Origin of the sequence: Burkholderia sp. Bp9015, from assembly GCF_003853505.1 — a bacterium.
GTDB lineage: Bacteria > Pseudomonadota > Gammaproteobacteria > Burkholderiales > Burkholderiaceae > Burkholderia.
This window is the reverse complement of sequence record NZ_QTPZ01000040.1, coordinates 1-19,718: the sequence shown is the minus strand read 5'-3', so window position 1 is coordinate 19,718 and position 19,718 is coordinate 1. Positions and strand designations below refer to the sequence as shown.

The 19,718-nt window shown below is 61.8% G+C and carries 17 protein-coding genes and 2 tRNA genes; 12 read left to right on the top strand and 7 right to left on the bottom strand.

Features of this window, described 5'->3' with window-relative positions:
* Positions 1–327: 327 nt before the first annotated feature.
* The 5 genes from tssH (at position 328) to DIE12_RS31290 (ending at position 5,605) form a co-directional block, all read left to right on the top strand.
* Positions 328–2,910 (top strand): type VI secretion system ATPase TssH, encoded by a 2,583-nt coding sequence (gene tssH / locus DIE12_RS31310; protein WP_124522251.1) that lies wholly within the window; start codon positions 328–330, stop codon positions 2,908–2,910.
* Positions 2,907–3,563 carry a hypothetical protein gene (locus DIE12_RS31305; RefSeq protein ID WP_124522253.1) on the top strand — a complete coding sequence of 219 codons (657 nt, stop codon included), beginning with the start codon at positions 2,907–2,909 and terminating at the stop codon, positions 3,561–3,563. The genes tssH and DIE12_RS31305 overlap by 4 nt, the downstream gene beginning before the upstream one ends.
* Positions 3,564–3,837: 274 nt before the next feature.
* Complete coding sequence (locus DIE12_RS31300; RefSeq protein WP_060060971.1) at positions 3,838–4,356, top strand: Hcp family type VI secretion system effector; 519 nt, start codon at positions 3,838–3,840, stop codon at positions 4,354–4,356.
* 115 nt (positions 4,357–4,471) lie between these two features.
* A complete protein-coding gene (locus DIE12_RS31295) occupies positions 4,472–4,870 on the top strand; it encodes a GFA family protein (protein ID WP_124522255.1) in 399 nt (132 codons plus the stop codon).
* A 114-nt stretch (positions 4,871–4,984) separates the two neighbouring features.
* Entirely contained in the window at positions 4,985–5,605 is a 621-nt protein-coding gene (locus DIE12_RS31290) for a DUF746 domain-containing protein (RefSeq protein ID WP_185640993.1), read from the top strand.
* A 797-nt stretch (positions 5,606–6,402) separates the two neighbouring features.
* Here the strand turns inward: DIE12_RS31290 and DIE12_RS31285 are convergent.
* Positions 6,403–7,047 carry a DUF1120 domain-containing protein gene (locus DIE12_RS31285; RefSeq protein ID WP_124485702.1) on the bottom strand — a complete coding sequence of 215 codons (645 nt, stop codon included), beginning with the start codon at positions 7,045–7,047 and terminating at the stop codon, positions 6,403–6,405.
* A 577-nt stretch (positions 7,048–7,624) separates the two neighbouring features.
* Between DIE12_RS31285 and DIE12_RS31280 the strand changes: the two genes are divergently transcribed.
* Complete coding sequence (locus DIE12_RS31280; RefSeq protein WP_124522259.1) at positions 7,625–8,278, top strand: response regulator transcription factor; 654 nt, start codon at positions 7,625–7,627, stop codon at positions 8,276–8,278.
* An 81-nt stretch (positions 8,279–8,359) separates the two neighbouring features.
* Here DIE12_RS31280 and DIE12_RS31275 read toward each other — a convergent pair whose 3' ends face one another.
* From DIE12_RS31275 to DIE12_RS31250, 6 genes are all read right to left on the bottom strand, one after another.
* Positions 8,360–8,935 (bottom strand): hypothetical protein, encoded by a 576-nt coding sequence (locus tag DIE12_RS31275; RefSeq protein ID WP_124485704.1) that lies wholly within the window; start codon positions 8,933–8,935, stop codon positions 8,360–8,362.
* Between the two features lie 23 nt (positions 8,936–8,958).
* A complete protein-coding gene (locus DIE12_RS31270; protein WP_124522261.1) occupies positions 8,959–11,538 on the bottom strand; it encodes a fimbria/pilus outer membrane usher protein in 2,580 nt (859 codons plus the stop codon).
* Positions 11,538–12,230: a fimbria/pilus chaperone family protein gene (locus DIE12_RS31265; protein ID WP_185640994.1), complete on the bottom strand. Its 693-nt coding sequence runs from the start codon at positions 12,228–12,230 to the stop codon at positions 11,538–11,540. Before DIE12_RS31265 ends, DIE12_RS31270 begins: the two co-directional genes overlap by 1 nt.
* A 238-nt stretch (positions 12,231–12,468) precedes the next feature.
* A complete protein-coding gene (locus DIE12_RS31260) occupies positions 12,469–13,098 on the bottom strand; it encodes a DUF1120 domain-containing protein (protein WP_124522264.1) in 630 nt (209 codons plus the stop codon).
* Between the two features lie 43 nt (positions 13,099–13,141).
* Positions 13,142–13,765, bottom strand: a complete 624-nt coding sequence (locus DIE12_RS31255) for a DUF1120 domain-containing protein (protein WP_124485708.1) — start codon at positions 13,763–13,765, stop codon at positions 13,142–13,144.
* A gap of 261 nt (positions 13,766–14,026) precedes the next feature.
* Entirely contained in the window at positions 14,027–14,656 is a 630-nt protein-coding gene (locus DIE12_RS31250) for a DUF1120 domain-containing protein (protein ID WP_124485709.1), read from the bottom strand.
* Between the two features lie 53 nt (positions 14,657–14,709).
* Between DIE12_RS31250 and DIE12_RS38265 the strand changes: the two genes are divergently transcribed.
* From DIE12_RS38265 to DIE12_RS31225, 6 genes are all read left to right on the top strand, one after another.
* Entirely contained in the window at positions 14,710–14,880 is a 171-nt protein-coding gene (locus tag DIE12_RS38265) for a hypothetical protein (protein ID WP_185640995.1), read from the top strand.
* A gap of 251 nt (positions 14,881–15,131) precedes the next feature.
* Positions 15,132–15,533, top strand: a complete 402-nt coding sequence (locus DIE12_RS31245) for a hypothetical protein (RefSeq protein ID WP_124522266.1) — start codon at positions 15,132–15,134, stop codon at positions 15,531–15,533.
* 635 nt (positions 15,534–16,168) lie between these two features.
* Complete coding sequence (locus DIE12_RS31240; protein WP_124485711.1) at positions 16,169–17,158, top strand: aliphatic sulfonate ABC transporter substrate-binding protein; 990 nt, start codon at positions 16,169–16,171, stop codon at positions 17,156–17,158.
* Positions 17,159–17,268: 110 nt separating this feature from the next.
* Positions 17,269–17,355: transfer RNA gene (locus DIE12_RS31235), tRNA-Leu, on the top strand.
* A 407-nt stretch (positions 17,356–17,762) separates the two neighbouring features.
* Positions 17,763–17,849 (top strand) — tRNA-Leu (locus tag DIE12_RS31230).
* Positions 17,850–18,407: 558 nt separating this feature from the next.
* On the top strand, positions 18,408–19,655 hold the full coding sequence (locus DIE12_RS31225) for an ROK family transcriptional regulator (protein ID WP_124522267.1): 1,248 nt from the start codon (positions 18,408–18,410) through the stop codon (positions 19,653–19,655).
* The last annotated feature ends 63 nt before the right edge of the window (positions 19,656–19,718 follow it).

Genomic DNA, 19,718 nt, shown 5'->3' with positions numbered 1-19,718 from the left:
TCCATGACCCTCAGAAACCATGGCTCTCAGAAGCACTTACCAGACATATCCAGACATACGCGGCCCGCCTGAATAATTGAGCCCACCCCATTGCACCGTCAATAAGACGTGTACGAAATTTCACCCGAAATAATCTCGAAATTTCGCCCAATAGCGAGTCAGGGTAAAACGTGACATTTGGCAATAGTTCCCCCTGCGCAAAACCACAAACGCCTCATTTACTAATCGGCAATATTGTGTTTTCTTAATGGGCTAACCATTCCCTGCACCGCTGATATATCTGCGTGCAATGCCCCGTTTCCAACCATCATTGATGGGCTGTGCTTCATGATCCGAATTGAACTCTCGGCAGTCTTCGACCGCTTGAATCCCCCCTCCCGGCAAGCCCTGGAAGAGGCCGCGAGCCTCTGCATCAGTCAGCAAGGCGCCGAAGTCACGGTGCCGCATGTGCTGCTCAAGCTGGTGGACCTGCCGTTGGGAGATGTCCGGCTGCTATTGCGCCAGGCCGGGCTGGATCTGGACGCAGTGCGTCAGGCGCTATCGGCCAACTTCCCGAACCAGGGAATTGCCGGGGGGCAATACCCCGCGTTCTCGCCGTTGCTGGTCGAGCTGTTGCAGGAGGCCTGGCTGCTGGGTTCGCTGGAATGGCACCAGGACGCCATCCGCGGCGGCAGCCTCCTCCTGGCCGCGCTGCTCAACCCCGGCCGCTATCTGCCGCTGTCCGCGGTGCGTCTGTTCGATGGCGTCAACCGGGAAGCCTGGCGCAAGGACTTCCTGTCATTGGTCGCGAACTCGGCGGAAACGCCGCAAGCGTCGGAGCGCGTCCCGTCGCCGGCCATTGCAGCGACCGACTCGGCGCTGGCCAGGTACGGCCATGACTTCACCGCCCAGGCACGTGAGGGACGGCTGGACCCGGTGCTGTGCCGCGATGGGGAAATCGATCTGATGATCGACATCCTGTCGCGCCGCCGCAAGAACAACCCGATCGTCGTGGGCGAGGCCGGTGTGGGCAAGAGCGCGGTCATCGAAGGCCTGGCGCTGCGCATCGTCCAGGGGCACGTGCCCGAGCCGCTGCGCTCCGTGACACTGTGGGGATTGGACCTGGGCGCACTACAGGCTGGCGCGTCGGTCAAGGGCGAGTTCGAGAAACGGCTGAAAGCGGTCATCGACGAAGTGAAGACCGCCGCCACGCCGATCATCCTGTTCATCGACGAAGCGCACACGCTGATTGGCGCGGGCAATGCGGCTGGCGGAAGCGACGGCGCCAACCTGCTCAAACCGGCGCTGGCCCGGGGCGAACTCCGCACGATCGCGGCCACCACCTGGTCGGAATACAAGAAGTTTTTCGAGAAGGATGCGGCACTCAGCCGGCGCTTCCAGTTGGTCAAGCTGGATGAGCCGAGCCCCGAAACGGCAGTGCACATCCTGCGAGGGTTGCGGGACACCTACGAGCGCGCTCACGGGGTCTACATCTCCGACGAGGCCTTGCAGGCCGCTGCCGGGCTTTCGGCGCGCTACTTGTCGGGCCGGCAGTTGCCCGACAAGGCCATCGACGTGCTTGACACGGCTTGCGCGCGGGTAGCGACGGCACTGGCCGAGTCGCCCAGGCGATTGCGGGCGTTGGAGCATGAGCTGCTGCAGATCGACGCGGAGTCGGCGCTGCTGCAACGGGATCAGCGTGCCGGCCTGTACGCTGACGCGCGACGGCTCGATGCGCTTGAGAACGCGCGCCGCGAGGTCCAGCAAAAGATGGATGCGCTGCAAACAGCCTGGTCATGCCAGAAGCCGCTGGTCGATGAAATTCAGGCGCTGCGGTCGTCGCTGGCGGCCGACGATGCTCCGGACAACAACGAACGCTCAGAACAACTATCGACCAAGGTGGCGGAACTGGCGGCGCTGCAACGCCCGGGCGCGCTGCTGCATGCGGAGGTAGGCCGTGAGCAGATCGCGCAGGTCATCGCCGACTGGACCGGCATTCCGGCGACAACCATCAGTAGCGACCAGATGGCGCGCCTTGGAGGCTTGCCGGAAATGCTGCGGGAGCGGGTCAAGGGGCAGGACGACGCCATCGGGCACATTCATCGGCATCTGCTGACCGCTGTGGCGGACCTACGGCGGCCTGGCACGCCGCTCGGCGCCTTCCTGCTCGTAGGCCCCAGCGGCGTAGGCAAGACGGAGACCGCCCTGGCCCTGGCCGATTCGCTGTTCGGCGGCAAGCAGTTCCTGACGACGATCAACATGTCCGAGTTTCAGGAGAAGCACACCGTGTCGCGCCTGCTCGGCGCGCCGCCAGGATACGTTGGCTATGGCGAAGGCGGCGTGCTGACCGAGGCGATCCGCAAACAGCCATATTCCGTAGTCCTGCTCGATGAGGTCGAGAAGGCGCACCCGGACGTGTTGAACATCTTCTATCAGGCCTTCGACAAAGGTGAGCTGGCCGACGGCGAAGGTCGACTGATCGATTGCAAGAATGTGCTGTTCTTCCTGACCTCGAACCTGGGATTCGACCAGCAAGAAAATGATTTGACCGACCAGGACGAGGCCGCCCTTCGGGAACGCTTGCTGCAATTCTTCAAGCCGGCACTGCTGGCGAGAATGCAGGTCGTGCCCTATCGCTATCTGGATGATCGCGTGCTTGGGGACATCGTGGAAAGCCGCTTGCAACGGCTGATGAAGCAGTTCGCCCAGCGCTATGGAGCCACCTTGTCCGTGTCCTCGAGCGCCAGCGACGAACTGCGCAAGCGCTGCACCCGCCATCAAAACGGTGCACGCATGCTGGATGCGAGCATAGACGGTGAGTTGTTGCCGCCGCTGTCCTTGTCCGTCCTGCAGCGACTGGCCGAGGGCACCGCCTTCCGGCGTGCCGAGCTGTCGTGGAGCGGTAGCGCCTTCGAGGCCGTCGTGGAATGACGCCGCCGCAGCAACTGGATCCGATCGGGGTCGCGCGCATCGCGCGCGACATGGCCTGGGCGACTCATCCCGACGGGCTGGCGACAGTGATCCTGCGAGCAGCCGTGGACAGCGGCTCGTTGCGCCTGGGGATGTGCTATCGCCTGGATCAGACAAGTGACTGCCTGCGGCCGCTGTCCTGCGTGCCGGAAAAAGCGTCTGCTCTGCCGGAGCTGGATATGGGCGAGCTGGACAATCCGCTGGTCTATGGACTGATCAGCGGTCATCCCTGCACGGTCGAGCACATCGCAGGTATGGTCGGCGTGGGTAGCACCTTCGAGCGGCTGCGCGAGCGCTTCACGCCCGGGGACGGTGCCTGGATTCTGCCATTGCGCGACGCCAATCAGCATGCCTTCGCTGTGCTGGCGCTGCTGGGCAGCCCCTCGGCGCTGCACGCATTGCGCGAGTCTGCGCTGTGGCAGGCGCTGCTGCAAATCCATGAACGCCTGTTCTCCGGACTTGAGCAGAATCTGGGCGATGCGGAGCGGGCCCGTTCAGCCGACGCCGTGCGCGCGCAGGCGCATAGCCCTCGGCCCCCATGCGACGCCGAACTGGCTCGCAGAGGGAGTCCCATCGACGCGCCGGACTCTCTCCAGCGGCCGGGTCATTCCTGACCTAACCAAGTCAAGAACGACCCGGCTTTTTTCTCTTTGATTTCAATAGCTTGCCACCCACCGGGTCAAACCTGACTCACCCGCACGCGGCTACTGGCTTATTTAGTCGACTCGAAACGCGCGGACACACGCCCAACCGAATCATAAACCATTGATTTACATATATATTTTACAAAAACGGCAACCTGGCATAACGATTGCGATGTAGTTGTTGCTATCACTGATGGCGCATCGGGCCATGGGGGCCCGCCATTACAAAACGGAGTAAAAAGCCATGCCTACACCCGCCTATATCAGCATCCAGGGCAAGACCCAAGGCAACATCACCCAGGGCGCCTTCACCGCCGATTCCGTCGGCAACGTGTACCAGGAAGGTCATGAAGACCAGATCCTGGTCCAGGAAATCGAACACCTGATCGCGACGCCGACCGACCCGCAAAGCGGCCAGCCGTCGGGCCAGCGCGTGCACAAGCCGTTCATCTTCACCGCGCCGCTCAACAAGGCCACGCCGCTGCTGTACCAGGCCCTGGCCTCTGGCGAGATGCTGCCTGACGTGGAAGTGAAGTGGTACCGCACCTCGACCGAGGGCAAGCAGGAGCACTTCTTCACCACCAAGCTCGAAGACGCCACCATCGTCAACATCAACACCGTGCTGCCGCACGCGCAGGACCCGAACAAGGCTGCGTACACCCAACTGGTCAAGGTGGCCATGGCCTACCGCAAGATCACCTGGACCCATGCCATCGCCGGCACCGAGGCATCGGACGACTGGCGCAAGCCGCAGGAAGGCTAAATCCGCCTGATTCTGCGTAACTCTGCCTAATGGCAAGGCTGGCACGCTGCCAGCCTTGCTTGACGTACAGGCGAGCTACCCATCCGATGCAGCGACCAACTTGTAGGGAATGAGTATGAAAGGCACTTGCCTGTGCGGCGCGATCGAAGTGACGGCCCAGAACCACCACGAAGCTGGCCTGTGCCACTGCACCACCTGCCGGCGGTGGACGGGCGGCCCCATGTTTTCGGTTCATTGCGGCTCGGACGTTCAGTTCTCGGGCGATGCGCCCGCCGTCTACAGGTCGTCCGGATGGGCGGAGCGCGGCTTTTGCGCCAAGTGCGGCACGCACCTGTTCTACCACCTGCTGCCGGGCAATGAGTACGTGCTGTCGGTCGGCATCTTCCAGGACGAGCCGTTCCTGCTCGCCACGAAAATTTTCATCGACGAAAAACCCTCGTACTGCGAGCTCAGGAACGAGACCCGCAAGATGACGGGGCAGGAAGTCTTTGACCAGTACGCCCCGGGCAGTTGAAGACGAGCCCTACGGTGCCTGGGTCACCTATGTCTGGGACCCTAGGGGATGTGTCGACGACCTGCAGCGAATCATCCGAACAATTAAGAAATGGCTGGTCTTTGGACGGAACCGATGAAGAAGACAGTGGCAGAATTACGGGGCGAACTCGCCTATCTCGATGCAAAAATCAAGATCGCTCGCCAACGCGAGATTAAACCGGCGCTCAATCAGATCGTTGACCTCATGAAGCAATGGTCAATCAGCATCGGGGAAATTGATCGATTTCGGCGTGGGCAATTTCATGTGGGGACCGAAGGCGCACCGCGTCGCGGTGCTCACGATCCTGAGTTGACCACGTTTCTCTTCTCCGCCATTGAGCATGTCCTTTCGACGGACACTACAGCCCCTTCATGCCCGCGCTGTACGAGCTTCGCGACGCGTCTTGTTCATCGCGCAAGCCCCAGCCGCACACTTCCCTACTTCGTGTGCGACACATGTCACAAGGGTTTCACCCGTACACTGGGCACGCCTCTCCACCACATCCATCCAAGGGACAATCTGTTCGATTTTGTGCGATGCCTGTCCCAGGAGCGCACTCTTGACGCGGTCGCCGCTGATCTTGGCATGACACGCCAAACGGTCGCTTTGTGGCTACGACGTTTTCGTGCCTGGCTACTTGCACTTGACCCGTCCGGAGACTATGCGGCGCGTGTGCAACTCCACCCGCGCCATTTACCTGGCCAGGCCGAATGACAACTGCATCTGCCATTGTGTAAATCCTAATGTGAGTGAAGAGCGGCCAGAGGGTGGCCTTGGAGGATTCACGTCTTCAGTACGCGGCGGCGGCAAGTTGAGCGAGGGTGGTAGTAAAGGCGCATGGCTCCCTGTCACAAGGTTCGTCAGTCAATGGAGCAGCCAGTGTAGGGCGGCCCAGTGACAGAACCTGTCAGCAGTCTTTCTCCACTTCTTCGCGACAACCTTGGAGTGATGGTGCAACTGCATCAGGACAGCTCCGTCACGCTGCAGTTGGCGCTGGAGGTCGGCCGCGAGCTGACTTGCCCGCTGAAAACGCCACGCAGACCTGTTCGAAGTGCTGGAACACCATTCGAATTCTTGCCTTCGCGGCCTCATAGACATTGCTGTCCTGGTACTCCTTCGCTAATTTTTCCCTCCCTGTCTCCCAACTCAGCTTCAATGGGCATGCTGCGGCGAGCGCCCGGGCGTACTCCCAGCCTGCCAGCGGCTGCATGCCCAAGGCGCAGAACGCTGCCCGCTTAGATAATTATTATCTATCGGCAACACCATCCTAATGCCGTCTTGATAACCGAGGAATGCAGAGGACTCCTCGCTTTTCTCTGATAGTCCTTTAGAGGAACCGAGAGGAGTTAATTCAAGTTAGCCGCGGTGGCGACGGCGCATTCGCCGCTACACTTGTCGAAGCGATTCAGGCGATCTGCCGACGTTCGCTGGGGCTCGGCGAGCAACCGCAGCACTTTCCGATTCCTTATCGCGGCCTCTTTGAAATGGCGGGGGCCAGCGGCGTGCGTACGCTACAGGTACAACAGTTCCAAGGTCGTTGAGCCGTCGATCTCGAGCTCGTCGGTGAACGCGATGTCGTCCTGAAAATGGAGCTCGATATACAACGCGTCCGTCAGTATCTTGAACGCCATCGGCTCCTTCTGCGGCCCCTGCTCGCCCCACGACATGATAGAGATGGGCGCGATACCGTAGTAATAGCCAGGCCCCGGTCCATTCCAAGTCTTACTGTCTTTAAGACGCTGAATCGGGAGGACGGACCTCCCATCGGCCTCGACGCGCGAACTATAGCGAAACATCTTGTAGAAGCCGATAGCAGGATTGCCCAGACCGAAATTGCCTTGATAGGGCAACTGTCCGGGTGGCACCGTACCGGCGCGATTGTCGATCACTGTGAACCCAACCTTGGTCGGCTGCTGGCAGTTAATCCTCAACGACATACTTCTGCTGCGATCCGATACCATTCGACCAATATCCTTTCGCGACAGATTGCCCAGGTCGACGACTCCGCCATTGCCCAGCGCTATGCCGCAAGCGCTGTCCGATCGAACTTGACCGTTGACACTGAGGTCGACAGCCGACGTCACACCCGGGCTCGACAACATGCCGGCCAGCACGGAAAGAACACTCCACTGTTTCAAATTCATCTGAATACCCATCCCCTCTCATTCGAATCGGAATGCCCTTCAAATCGTGACGGCGCGCGCTGCGCCGACGATCCGAAGAACCGGGAAATGGCATGCGCCAAGCGTACCGGTACCAGCAACGCCATTGAGCCACCAAGTCGACAAGTCTGCCGACCCTGTGCCGGCCCAGGCTATTCGGAACAATCTGTTTTTCTCCGGGACATGTCTCGAATTCTGCTCAGACTATTTCGCAACAGTCTGAATTCGATTCGGATATCTGCTCCCGCTCCCCCGCCACGGTTTGCAACATTTCATCTTCGAACGCAGCGAGCCGATGAACTGCCCGCTAACCGGAGGAGAAAGCCGCAGCGTTGTCGGCTGGCGGAACACCGCCCACGAGACGGCGGCAGTGACCTTTCAGCCCCAAAGCATCCCACTGTAAGGTAATCGTCAAAATCATCCAAACGACCGCTCGGTGCCCTGCATGGCGCCTTTGGAGAAACCGGTGCCGGTGGCACTTGGACTACTGCATCACCCAAAGACCGAAGGAGCCGCCAGGCTACCGACGGTGTGTTCGGCTAAATAAGATCAATTGAGAGTAGAGGGGACCGTGAATCCTCGTATTGTGGTTGTGGACGACCATCCGGTGGTTCGAATGGCCGTTCGAGCACTGCTGGAGCGTGACGGCTATGAGGTCGTCGCGGAATGCCAAACGGGGGCGGACGGCGTTCAGGCCGTTCGCACACTTAAGCCCGATCTGGTGGTTCTGGATCTGGTCATTCCCGATCTGGACGGTTTCTCGGTCATGGAGCGCCTGCACGGCGACAAGCTCGCCCCCAGCATTCTGGTGCTCACCTCTGGCGACACGCGCAACTATGCGATGCGTTGTCTGCAAGCTGGCGCGTCCGGCTTTGTCAGCAAGGACGGTGGGCTAAATGAAATATCCGAAGCCGTCAAGGCGGTGCTTGCCGGCTATTCGTACTTCCCGCGAATGGTCACCGATATGGTTCGCGAAAACTTGCAGGAGGTCGCAACGAACGAAGGCAAAGGCCCTGCCGCAGAGCTTGATGGGCTCACCGCCCGCGAAATGACGATCCTCGGTCTGTTGGTCAAGGGAATGAACAACCAGCAAATCGGGCGCACGCTGATGCTCAGTCACAAGACGGTGAGTACCTATAAGGTAAGTCTCATGAACAAACTCAATGCCACGAATGTGGTCGAGCTTGTGAAGGTCGCGCAGCGCAATGGCATAGCGATATCCTAGGTATGGAAACCTCAGCGTGCACCGCGCGGCTGCCTGGTTCACCGCTCCGCCGACACTTGCATCCCCGACGCTCGATCGGCTTCAGAACGGGACCAGCTCCAGGAAGTGGCTACTGGACCAATCGGATTCGCTGTTGACGACTTCGATCGAGGCGCGGGGAATCATGGGATCCAGTTCCAGTTGCAGGGCCAATCGGCTGCCCGTCGCCGGCACGCCTTGCTCCAACACGACGACGCCCTTGTTCGGATGCAAGCTGGCTTTGCCGGCCTGCTCCGAGGGTTGCTGGCCGGCATGTTCCACGCTGCCCAGCGCAACGGACCTGCCATCCAGATTCGCGTCGCCGGCCACCACTGAAAGAACGCCCTGCGAACCAAACCGGAACGCGCTCTCATCCCGTGCATCACCGCGCAGGAAAATCGCCATGCGCACCGGGTCCTTGCAGACGACGCTCACGGAAACCAGGCGTTTTCCCAACGAGTGCCCCTGGGCCGATGCGGGCTGCGCCAGGATGGTCCGCCGGTACTGAGCACCGTAGTCCAGCTGCGCATGCCCGGCATGCACCTGACAATTGTCCGCCGCCATCGCGGCGCTGCTCATGATCAAGCCCGCACACATTGCCCACGCGCACCGGCGGACAAATTTCAGTTGTCGCAACATGTCGTCTCTCAAGGCCAGCGGTCTCATTGGAATGTGCAACGGGCATCGGCGCTTTCGAACAGGGTGCCGGGAACTGGCCGCTCGGGCAGCACATACTTCAACAGGCACTGCCTGCCGTCCGGCAATGCCACGGTCAACGCATCGGCCCCGGCACCGTCATTGAGAAACACCTGCCCCTGCTCAAGCACCATGCCGACATACTTCTGGCGGCCGTCCAGCACATAGGTGCCGGAGGGCAGCGGATTGCCCTCGGAGTCGCGCGCGTTGAGCAGCACCCGACGCACGCGGGTGAGCTCGAAGTCGATCCGGTTCACCGAACCGCGCCCGGGGTCGACCTGGTGGAAGCCGTTGCCGATGTCGATATTGCGCGGCAAGGTGCCGGTCATCACCTCCACACGATTGCTGCTATACGCGGAGAGCCGAGGCACCACGGCACGCCCCCAGAAGTCGGTCCATACCGGCCCCTGCGGCGTGTTGATTTTCACGTTCGAAACGCCCGATGCCGACACGATGCCGAACGTGTCCTGCACCGGATAGGGCGAAAGCGTGACCCCGTTTGCGTGCAGCACCACGCCGCCCGAGGCGCCGCCGTAATACGAGCGGGCGCGCTGGCCGGTATCGGAAAACCCCAGGTTGACTTGAGCGATGCGCGACGTCGCGGCCGCTTGGCCCGACACGGCGTTGCTCCGGTCACGCGTGTTGCGCTCCGCGTTCAGCGAGTAATTCAGGCGATCGCCGATCCGCTCGTTGTAGTTGGCACCGAAGCGCGTATAGCCGCTCGTGTTGCTTGCATAGGTACGGACGCTGCGCTTGCCGAACGGGATGCTCAGCGACACGTAATAGGTGTTGTCGGGCCTGTCGTAGGCTCTGCTGCCGTAAGACCGGGTTTCCCGGCGCGGGCTGAGGTCGCGCTCCACGTTCAGCGACACGGTGCCGAAGGCGAAGCTCTTGCCCCAGGAAAAGTTCAGCCGCTGGGTGCGCTCCCCGTTCTGCTGGTTGGAGAATGTGTAGCCGAACGTCAAACCGCCCAGCCTGGAATCGGACCAAGCCACGGCCGCGGTATGCCGGCTCCGGAAGCGCGAAGCAGCAAACCCGGGCTGGCCGGCATCCACGGTAAAGTCGTCCAGCGTGCGGTAGCCGCTGCTCTGGTACGCACTGCTGAAACTCATGCTCAGGTTCTCGTGCAGGCCGCCGAAAATGCCCGAGACCTCGCCCTGCGTACCCGACTTCCTGGCCTGCAGCGAGGCGCGCTGCTGCAGCTTGACGCTGCTCGACGACGACACGCGCATATCCACGCCCCAGCTGGCGGCCTGGTATCCGGGAGCGAACAGCGCGGCGGCGCCAACGTTGTTTCGCCGCCCCAGCGCCCAGCTACCGCTCGCGCTCGCCACCCACGGACTACGGGCCTTGTTGCCGTCGAGATTGCGGCTCTTGCCGATCGCGAAAGCATAGCCCGGCCGCTGTCCGAGAGTTCCCGCACTGATCGACGCGGCAGGCACGACAAAGCTGCGCCGCGCGCCATCGGATTCGATGACGGTCACCTCCAGGTCGCTGCTGTTGTTGAGCAGCGGCAGGTCGGTCAGCGCGAACGGGCCGACCGGCACGACCGTGGTATAGATCAACCCGCCCGCCTGGCGCACCTCGACGCGCGCCTGCGATTGCGCCACGCCCTCGACCATGACGACGTTGCGCTCCTGCTTGCTCAACGCGGCATCTGGAAAAATCTGGATGCCGGTCAGTGGCGCGCCGGTGAGCACCGAATTGGCGATATTGATCTGCCCACCCTGCACCGTGGCACCCAGCCGCAGCCAGGTTCGCTGGCCGTAGGCATAGAGGTGTCGGCTTTGAAACCCTGAGTGATCCTGGCTTTGCGAGTAGGCACGGCTGCGCAGGATCCAGTCGCCTGCGTTCACGCCGAGTTCGGAATTGAGCGACAGGAAGTTCGAGCCCGGCATGCCGCTCGCTTCGCTGCGCATGGCCATCAGCTCGTAGTTGAGCAGCGCCGCATTGCCCCCCCTGCTGTAGCCGGAAAAGTCCGCCACCGCCTGACGCAACGCCGTTGTCGGCACGACCAGCCGCACTTCTTCCCGCCCGGGCTTGAGCGTCACTTCCGTGCCGGGGAAGGCCCGCGCGAAGTCGTAGCAGGTGTCGAGGCCGACATCGCCGTCCACCGCGTACTTCGCGTCGGGCACGACCAGGCCGGCCGCCCCAAGGAAGGTTTTGTCGAAGCACAGCGCGCCGTCTTCGTCGAAGCGCGTATTGATCCGCCCGCGCCGAATGTCGTTGACGTACACAACAACGCGGCTGTGGCCGGGACGATAACGTGGCGCGGCGCGAAAATAGTCGGCGATCTGCGGATCGAGCCCGCGCTGCTGCAAGATGCTCGTGTCGAAGGCCGCATCGGCAGCGACCGAATCGGCCGTGGTTTGGGCGGTGGTCGTTTGCGCGGCAGGCGCTGCGTCAGGCGGCGCAGCCGCCTGCGCATGCGCCCGTGGCGGATAGGCACCGGCCAGCAGCATCAACAGCGACGCGGCCGTCCCGCTGCAGTACACGCCCGATTCGCGGTGGCGCCGTTTTCGGCGCGGCGTACGGTCGGACCGCATTACTGTTGCGTCGCGGCGTTGACGAGCGGCGCGTCGTAGGTATCAACCTCGTAGCCGTAGATCGTCGCGGGCGACAGCTTGACGCCGGTTGTCCGTGCCCCCGCCCCCGGCGGCAACGAGACCTCCACGGTGCTTTCGGGAAGCACATACGTCTTACCCAGATCCACGGCGGTCTTGTCCGGCAGAAGTTGCACACCCTGCCCCAGACGCACCACATACGGGCTGTCGTTGCGCACGCGCAGCTTGCCGTCGGCCACCGACCACTGCAGTAGCGTCCAGGGCGAGGTGTGCTTCGCGAGCTTGGCCGGATGCACGATCAGCGGCAGGTTCTGGCGGATCGTCATGCTGATGCGCGCCTTGCCGTCCGGGCCTTTGGGCGGAATACCCTCGAACGTCACGCGCTTGAGCCGCTGCACCCGCAGCGGCGCCGGGCTTTGCAGCAGGAAGCGAACCAGCTGGGTATCCTGACCTTCCACCCGGCTCACCGGCGGCACCGCCACGACCAGCAACTCCTGGTCTTCCGGTGTGTTCTGTATGGCCGTATGCAGCAGCAGCGGAATCGACTCTGTGTTCTTCACGTTCATGGTGGTTTCGCCGTCCGACTCGTTCAGAATCACCACGGAAGATTCAGGCAGGACGCCAGAGGCCAGTGCAACGGCCCGCATGCTCAGGAGGATTGGCAGTCCCGCCATCAGTACGGCCTTCGACAGTGCGTACCGGCAGGACGAAAAAGACTGGGGACGGGAAACAGGCCATGACAGGAAATGCAGGGCGCTACTAAACATAATTAGGAATCCAACTTAAATGGATTTAATGGACAGGAATGACCGTTACGCCCGGGAGGGCGAGGAAATTCAAGGGGGCAGCGAGATCGATCGCTGCGTTGGCCCGACGGCCGACGCCAGGCGCGATGCTTGTAACGATTTGGCGTTACAGGTAGCGCAGTTCCAGTGTGACGGAGCCGTCGATCTCGAGCTCGTCGGTAAACGCGATGTCGTCCCTGAAGTAGAACCGGAACCCCAACCCGCTCGCCAGTGCCTTGAACGCCACCGGCTCCGTCTGCGGCCCCTCCACGTCCCACGCAATGGTATAGCCGGGGGCCAAGCCGACGTCGCCACTACCCTTCTCTCCCCAAGTAGTCTCGTCCTTACTGCGCCGAATCATGCGGACGAACCTACCATCGGCGTTGTGGCCGTCCGAAACGTAGCCGCTCATGACGTAATAGCCGATTGCCGGGTCACCCAGGCCGAATGCGTACCCATTCATTCCGGCCGATTGCACGCCGGCGCGATTGTCGATCACGTCGATCCCGACTTTGGTCGGGTGCTGGCAGTAAATCAGCAACGGCATGTCGTGATAAATCTGCTGATGGCCAGCGATAAAATCCTTACGCGATAGATTTCCCAGGTCAATGACGCCACCGTTGCGCAGCGCTATGCTGCAAGCACCGTCCGATCGGATATGACCGTTGACGCTGAGGTCGGCAGCCCGGGAAGGAACGGTGCTCGCCATCGAGAAGGCGAGCACCGTCAGAGCAAGCACGTGTCTCATCATTTGCATGATTCAGACTCTTTGAAATGGGCTGATTAAGTACGCGCGGGCGTTACAGGTACAGGAGTTCCAAGGTCGCGGAACCGTCGAACACGAACTCGTCGGTGAACGCGGAGTCGTATTTGGGCTCGAACTGGATCTCCAACCTGGTCGTCAACATCTTGAACTCCACCGGCTCAATCTGTGGCCCACTCACGTCCCACGAAAGGGTCATCATCCTCCCACCCCACCAGTGAGCAAAGGCACCCTTATTGTCCCAATTAGTTGATCCGTTGTTCCTGCGCCAAATCTGGACGCCGTCCCTTCCATCGATCTGAGCACGACCGGGCACAATGGCGTAGTTACCGATTGCAGGATTCCCCAGGCCAAAATTCCAAGGCATATTTTCGGATCCCGTACCTTTTCGATTATCGATCACATTGACGCCGACTTTGGTCGGGCGCTGGCAGTTAAGCGTCAACGTTACGTACCTGCTAACCACAACTTCAGGAGCAGGAAAATGCTTCTGTCGCGATAGATTGCCAAAATCAATGACACCACCGTTGCCCAACGCCATGCTGCAAGCACCACCCGTTCGGACATGACCGTTGACGCTGAGGTCGGCCGCTGATGCAACGCCTACGCCCGACAACGCGCAGGCCAGCACGGAAAGAACAATCCACTGCTTCAAGCTCATCTGAATATCCCACTCATTTGAATTGCATGGGCAAACGCATATCGCGGCAGCAAGCACGCGAGCAGATAGCGCCAGTGTCGCGAAGTCCCGACCGAAATGTCCGCCTTTCGAAAAACCCGCCAAATCGGAACACTGCACATAGCGTCAGCTATCCAAATCCCTCACCCCTGCTTGCCCGGCGAACAGCAATGTCCGACAGAAATTGGCCCGAGCGCCGGCCATCGCAACCGCCGACGCTCCGGTCAACTTCGATCGCTCTGCTTACAGATAGGTCAGTTCGAGGGTCGCAGAGCCATCCAGCGCGACACCGCCATTGGAAAGGTCCAGATCCGAAAGCTTGTTGATCGTCGGGGCGACGGTCAGATCGGCCGAGATGGTCTTGTATGCCCCGGGCGCTGTGCTGCCCGATTCCGAGAACGATTTGCGCGCCGAGCCGTTCGCCATCAAGCCCGTGCTATCGAGCGCCCACGCGTCGGAGCCAGCGGGAGCCACCACGACGTCCAGCGCATTGCTGTCACCGACTGCTTTATTCAGAGCCAGCGTGTAGTAGCCCGCCTTCTCCTTGCCCAGGCCGAACTCATAGTCGTCGCCCTTACCGCCAACGGCCGTACCCGAGCGATTGTCCCGCACGTTCAACGCGACCTTGGCGGCCGCATTGCATGAGATGGCCACGGTCTGCGTCTTGGCGTCGAGTTTCGTCGTGGCGTCCTGGCTGAGCTTGTCCGACGCGATGTTGCCGAAATCGTAGACGCCGCCGTTGCCGAGCGTGAGTTGGCACGCATCCGGCACGATCTTGCCGGTGACCTTGATTTCCGCGGTTTGTGCCTGCGCCTGACCGGCAACAGCCAATGCGCCAACAACCAGCCCCAGTCCTGCTAGCTTTTTCTTCATCACCTTGCTCCAATCAAATGAACCGAAAATTGATGGCCCGCACCAAGTGACCGGTGCCAGAAAAGCCGTTGCGCCACCAATTCAACAATTCTGACGATCCTGCACCCGTCCAGGCTATTCAGAACAATCTGTTTTTCGGCAAGAAACGTCTGAAATACCACTCAGCCCATTTCGCCATCGATCCGAATTCAACGGAGCTTTCTGTAGGAAAAGCGGTGAAGTGATGTTGGACTACGACGAGGCCAACAGTCGAACCAGCCGGCCAGCACGTCGGGGAGCAGGTCACTACCATGGCCGCTTTCGGTCACGAACTGAACCACATGTTCTGTGGGCATGTCGCATTGGCCGGTGATGCATATCAAGAGTCCAACTCGGACTTTCGCGCGGGCGGTCTGGTTGCCGCCTGGCTTCAGCGCGATGAGCTTTGCCGCCAGACTCTACTAGACAGCACGGATCAACGCATCGAATAGATCTCGTGCTGCTCGCCTTCGCGCTGCTCTGCCTGATCTTCGGGCCCGCGACTCCCGGGCACGTGACTTCACCCAATTACCCCGCGCCGGCCACCCGATTTGCGCTGCTCTTGGCAGGCTACATTTTTCTGCAGGATCACAATCATCCAGCAGAGCTACCGCATACCGCGGAGGCGGTCCAGCGCGCATCGCATTGGATTCCACGTGCATTCGCCCCTCTGGGTCTTGAAGGCGCAGCACGCGCTTTGCTCGACGACGCGGGACAAACCGAATCAGACTCCGCCTCCCCCATCGAACCTGCAAATTCGGAAACGCGGAAGCAATGGTATCGGAGCGCCATCCTGCTGCGCCCCATATCGAAACTGTTGAAGGCTGCACTCAAACGGGACGCTAAGCGGGGACGGTAACGGCCGGCCTCGTAAAGGCGGCGATGGGGCGACGACCGTCGTCATCCATGCCGCATACAGCACCGCTCCAAGCGAAGGGGGCGATGCCAGCGAGCGGATCGCCACCAATTCCGTTGCAAACATGCAACGAAAACACAAAATTCTTGCCCCCCGCTTTTTGAGCATTTGGACGCCAGTAGAATCCATCCTCAGCCAGGGAGAAATGAGTACATAAAAGAGTACACATTTCTCAAGACGAGAAGAAATTTTCATAAAATTCAAATGCTTATGATTTTTTTCGAGTCCTCTCCTGGGCACCACTTATTTAAAAAAGGTCGGCTTCTGCCGGCCTTTTTCTTTTTCAGGCCCAGGAAGCAAAGCGCCTGCGCGCTTTGCGCGAGGACTCGAAAGGCTGCGCTTGCAAGCGCACCCGGGGTCGCGCTCGTGTGACCGAGTCCTGTCCTGGGCACCATCTGTTTTCTAAAAAGGCCGGCTTTTAGCCGGCCTTTTTTCATTTCCGGCCGCACATTGCGCGTACTGTACCGCGCCATATGCCCGCCACTCCGATCGATAGCAGAATTAATCGGTTATCGATTGCCCTCCCCGTTGGTACGTTAGCCGCCTCGCTTTCAACGAACCCGACGAGGAACCACCCCATGACGTCGATGAACCGCCGCGCGTTCGCGCGCGCGATGCTGGCCGCCGGCCTGAGCGTCGCCGGCATCCGGACGCACGCCGAGAACGCACCCTCCATGTTGCGCATCGGATACCAGAAATCGTCGACGCTCATTACGCTGCTCAAGACGCGCGGCACGCTGGAGCAGTCGCTTGCGCCGCTCGGCCTGCGCGTGTCGTGGCATGAATTCGCGAGCGGCTTGCCGCTGACCGAAGCGCTCAACGTCGGTGCGGTCGATTTCAGTGCCGACGTGGCCGACACCGTTCCCGTCTTCGCACAGGCCGCGCATGCGCGCTTCGTATACGTCGCGCAGGAAGCGCCGTCACCGAAAGCGCAGGCCATCATCGTCAAGCGCGACAGCGCGCTGCGCACGCTCGCCGATCTCAAGGGCAAGCGCATCGCCGTCACGAAAGCAGCCGGCAGCCACTACCTGCTGCTTGCCGCACTCGCACGCGCAAAGCTCACCCCCGCCGACGCCGCAATCCACTACCTGACGCCGGCCGACGGCCGCGCGGCGTTCGAGCGCGGCAGCGTCGATGCATGGATCACGTGGGATCCGTATGTCGCATCGGTCGACGCGAGTCCCGACGTGCGGATTCTGGCCGACGGCGACGGGCTTGCGTCGTACCAACGCTATTACCTGGCGTCGAGCAGCTTTGCCGCCGCGCGCCCCGACGTCATCCAGATCGTGTTCGACCAGTTGTCGCAAGCCGGCACCTGGCTGCGCGAACATCAGCAGGAGGCCGCCAATACCCTCGCCCCGATCTGGGGACTCGACGCGAAGACGATCGAGCGCGCGAACGCACGACGCAGCTATCTCGTGCGCACCGTGGCCACGCAGAACTTCGGTGAGCAGCAGAAGATCGCCGATACGTTCCTCGCGGCCGGTTTGCTGCCCGCCCGCGTCGACACGGGTGAAGCGCTGCGCTGGAATTTCGCGGCAAAGCGTGCTGAGCCGATCGGCGCCTGATGCCCGGAACCTGCAACGCGCGATAATTTTGATCGCCATCGAAAAATTGTGTTGACAGATGCTCCAGACACGCTAAAATAGCGGTCTTCGCATCGCAGCAAGCGAAACGTGCCCAGGTGGCGGAATTGGTAGACGCACTAGGTTCAGGTCCTAGCGGTGGCAACATCGTGGAGGTTCGAGTCCTCTCCTGGGCACCACTTATTTAAAAAAGGTCGGCTTCTGCCGGCCTTTTTCTTTTTCAGGCCCAGGAAGCAAAGCGCCTGCGCGCTTTGCGCGAGGACTCGAAAGGCTGCGCTTGCAAGCGCAGCCGGGGTCGCGCTCGTGTGACCGAGTCCTCTCCTGGGCACCATCTGTTTTCTAAAAAGGTCGGCTTTCAGCCGGCCTTTTTTTATTTCCGGCGCCGAATCGATACGCTCGCCGTGGCACGATGGTCGCACCTGACCATCACGACGCATCGACGAACACTCCGATCGTTTCCGCGCACGCTCCCCTCTCGCATCGCAAGCAGGCCGGCAAATTATTTTCGTTCGTAACCTCAAATTCTGTTGACAGATCCTTCAGACGCGCTAGAATAGCGGTCTTCGCATCGCAGCAAGCGAAACGTGCCCAGGTGGCGGAATTGGTAGACGCACTAGGTTCAGGTCCTAGCGGTGGCAACATCGTGGAGGTTCGAGTCCTCTCCTGGGCACCACTTATTTAAAAAAGGTCGGCTTCTGCCGGCCTTTTTCTTTTTCAGGCCCAGGAAGCAAAGCGCCTGCGCGCTTTGCGCGAGGACTCGAAAGGCTGCGCTTGCAAGCGCAGCCGGGGTCGCGCTCGTGTGACCGAGTCCTCTCCTGGGCACCATCTGTTTTCTAAAAAGGTCGGCTTTCAGCCGGCCTTTTTTTATTTCCGGCGCCGAATCGATACCAGGTTCACGCCGCGCCCCATACCGTCCCGGTGACGCGCATGACGCGCCATCTTTCCTTCGCCACCTGCGCATCAGGACAAATCGCCCCGGCCTGCGCGGCGAGTCAGTCCGGCCGGCGGTCCGTCGAGCGTGCGCGCCGGCCGCGATCCATCGCGCGAATTCGACATCGCCGGCCCCGCTGCACGACGCGGCGGCCGCCCGCCCCGGCAACCCGGGCCCCGCCTTCATCCCGGAACAAAACCGGGATTTCCCTAGGCTGACATGCTACCGCTCACGCGGTTAAATAAATCAACATGATTTATTTAATGCGTCGACGTTCGACGCAACATGGAAGGAGACGCCATGCGAAGCCCGCACTTCGGCCAGGGCAGCAATTCGGCCAACGTGCGCCGTTACAACGAGCGCCTGCTGCTGAAGACGCTGCGCCGCGTGGGCAGCGCGTCGAAGGCCGACCTCGCGCGTCTCGCGAACATGACGAGCGCGGCTGTCGGCGGCATCATCGCGTCGCTCGCCGACGCGAAGCTGATCGAATCCGCCGGCCGCACCGAGGGCCAGCGCGGCCAGCCGGCGTCGCTGATCCGCCTCGATCCGCGCGGCGCGTTCGGCATCGGCGTCCACCTCGACCGGATGCGCATCGAGACGGCGCTCGTCAATTTCGCGGGCGACGTGCTCGGCCGCCGCTCCCACGACTGCCTGCTCCCCCCGCCCGCCGACGTGCTCGACATCGTGCGGCGCGACATCGATGCGATGCAGGACCTGCTCCCCACGCATGAGCGCGCGCGCCTGACGGGCGTCGGCGTCGCCCAGCCGTACAACCTCGGCGCGTGGATGCGCGAACTCGGCCTCGCACCCGACACGTTCCGCGCGTGGGAAGACGTCGACTTCGCGAGCGACCTCGGGCGCACGCTGTCGCTGCCCGTGTTCGGCGAAAACGACGGCAACGCGGCCGCGATCGCCGAACTGTTCTACGGGTACGGCCGGCAGTGCGACGATTTCGTGTACCTGTTCATCGGTCCCGCGATCGGCGGCGGCATCGCGATCGACGGCGACTGCCTGCGCGGCGTGACCGGCAATGCCGGCGACATCGCCGTGATTCCGGTTCCGCCGAGCCGGCTGGCGTCCGCGCCGCCGCCCCGCGGCCCGTGGGACATCCTGCTCGCCCGCGCATCGCTGCACGCGCTCGTGCGTCATCTGCGCCATTGCGGCGAGACGGTCGAGAACCGCGCCGATCTCGAGGCCTGCATCGCGCGTGGCCTGCCGGCGGTCGACGAATGGATCGACGACTGTGTCGACGCGCTCGCGCCGGCATTGCGTGCGGTGCTGTGCGTCGTCGATGCGCCGGTGGTCGTACTCGACGCCGATACCGACGCCGGCCTGCTCGATGCGGTGACGACCCGCCTGCGCGCGGCGCTCGTCGCCACCGCGCCGGAAGCGCGCGGCACGCCGACGCTCGTGCGCGGCTCGTTCGGCGCCGACGCCGGTGCGATCGGTGCCGCGACGCTGCCGATGTTCTTCAACTTCTCTCCACGGGCCGGCATCCTCAAGGGCGCCCGCACCGAATCGCAGGAGGTCAACCATGTCGCGTTCTGAGTCCCCCCGGCCGCTGCTCGAGATGCGCGGCATCAGCAAGACCTTCCCGGCCGTGCGCGCGCT

What these genes read in the sequence shown, in the direction of transcription:
- DIE12_RS31240 (WP_124485711.1), top strand. Translation starts at nt 16,169, where the DNA reads ATGACGTCGATGAACCGCCGCGCGTTCGCGCGCGCGATGCTGGCCGCC.
- DIE12_RS31265 (WP_185640994.1), bottom strand. Translation starts at nt 12,230, where the DNA reads ATGGCGGGACTGCCAATCCTCCTGAGCATGCGGGCCGTTGCACTGGCC.
- tssH (WP_124522251.1), top strand. Translation starts at nt 328, where the DNA reads ATGATCCGAATTGAACTCTCGGCAGTCTTCGACCGCTTGAATCCCCCC.
- DIE12_RS31255 (WP_124485708.1), bottom strand. Translation starts at nt 13,765, where the DNA reads ATGAGCTTGAAGCAGTGGATTGTTCTTTCCGTGCTGGCCTGCGCGTTG.
- DIE12_RS31250 (WP_124485709.1), bottom strand. Translation starts at nt 14,656, where the DNA reads ATGAAGAAAAAGCTAGCAGGACTGGGGCTGGTTGTTGGCGCATTGGCT.
- DIE12_RS31270 (WP_124522261.1), bottom strand. Translation starts at nt 11,538, where the DNA reads ATGCGGTCCGACCGTACGCCGCGCCGAAAACGGCGCCACCGCGAATCG.
- DIE12_RS31305 (WP_124522253.1), top strand. Translation starts at nt 2,907, where the DNA reads ATGACGCCGCCGCAGCAACTGGATCCGATCGGGGTCGCGCGCATCGCG.
- DIE12_RS31290 (WP_185640993.1), top strand. Translation starts at nt 4,985, where the DNA reads ATGAAGAAGACAGTGGCAGAATTACGGGGCGAACTCGCCTATCTCGAT.
- DIE12_RS31285 (WP_124485702.1), bottom strand. Translation starts at nt 7,047, where the DNA reads ATGGGTATTCAGATGAATTTGAAACAGTGGAGTGTTCTTTCCGTGCTG.
- DIE12_RS31300 (WP_060060971.1), top strand. Translation starts at nt 3,838, where the DNA reads ATGCCTACACCCGCCTATATCAGCATCCAGGGCAAGACCCAAGGCAAC.
- DIE12_RS31295 (WP_124522255.1), top strand. Translation starts at nt 4,472, where the DNA reads ATGAAAGGCACTTGCCTGTGCGGCGCGATCGAAGTGACGGCCCAGAAC.
- DIE12_RS31275 (WP_124485704.1), bottom strand. Translation starts at nt 8,935, where the DNA reads ATGTTGCGACAACTGAAATTTGTCCGCCGGTGCGCGTGGGCAATGTGT.
- DIE12_RS31225 (WP_124522267.1), top strand. Translation starts at nt 18,408, where the DNA reads ATGCGAAGCCCGCACTTCGGCCAGGGCAGCAATTCGGCCAACGTGCGC.
- DIE12_RS31260 (WP_124522264.1), bottom strand. Translation starts at nt 13,098, where the DNA reads ATGCAAATGATGAGACACGTGCTTGCTCTGACGGTGCTCGCCTTCTCG.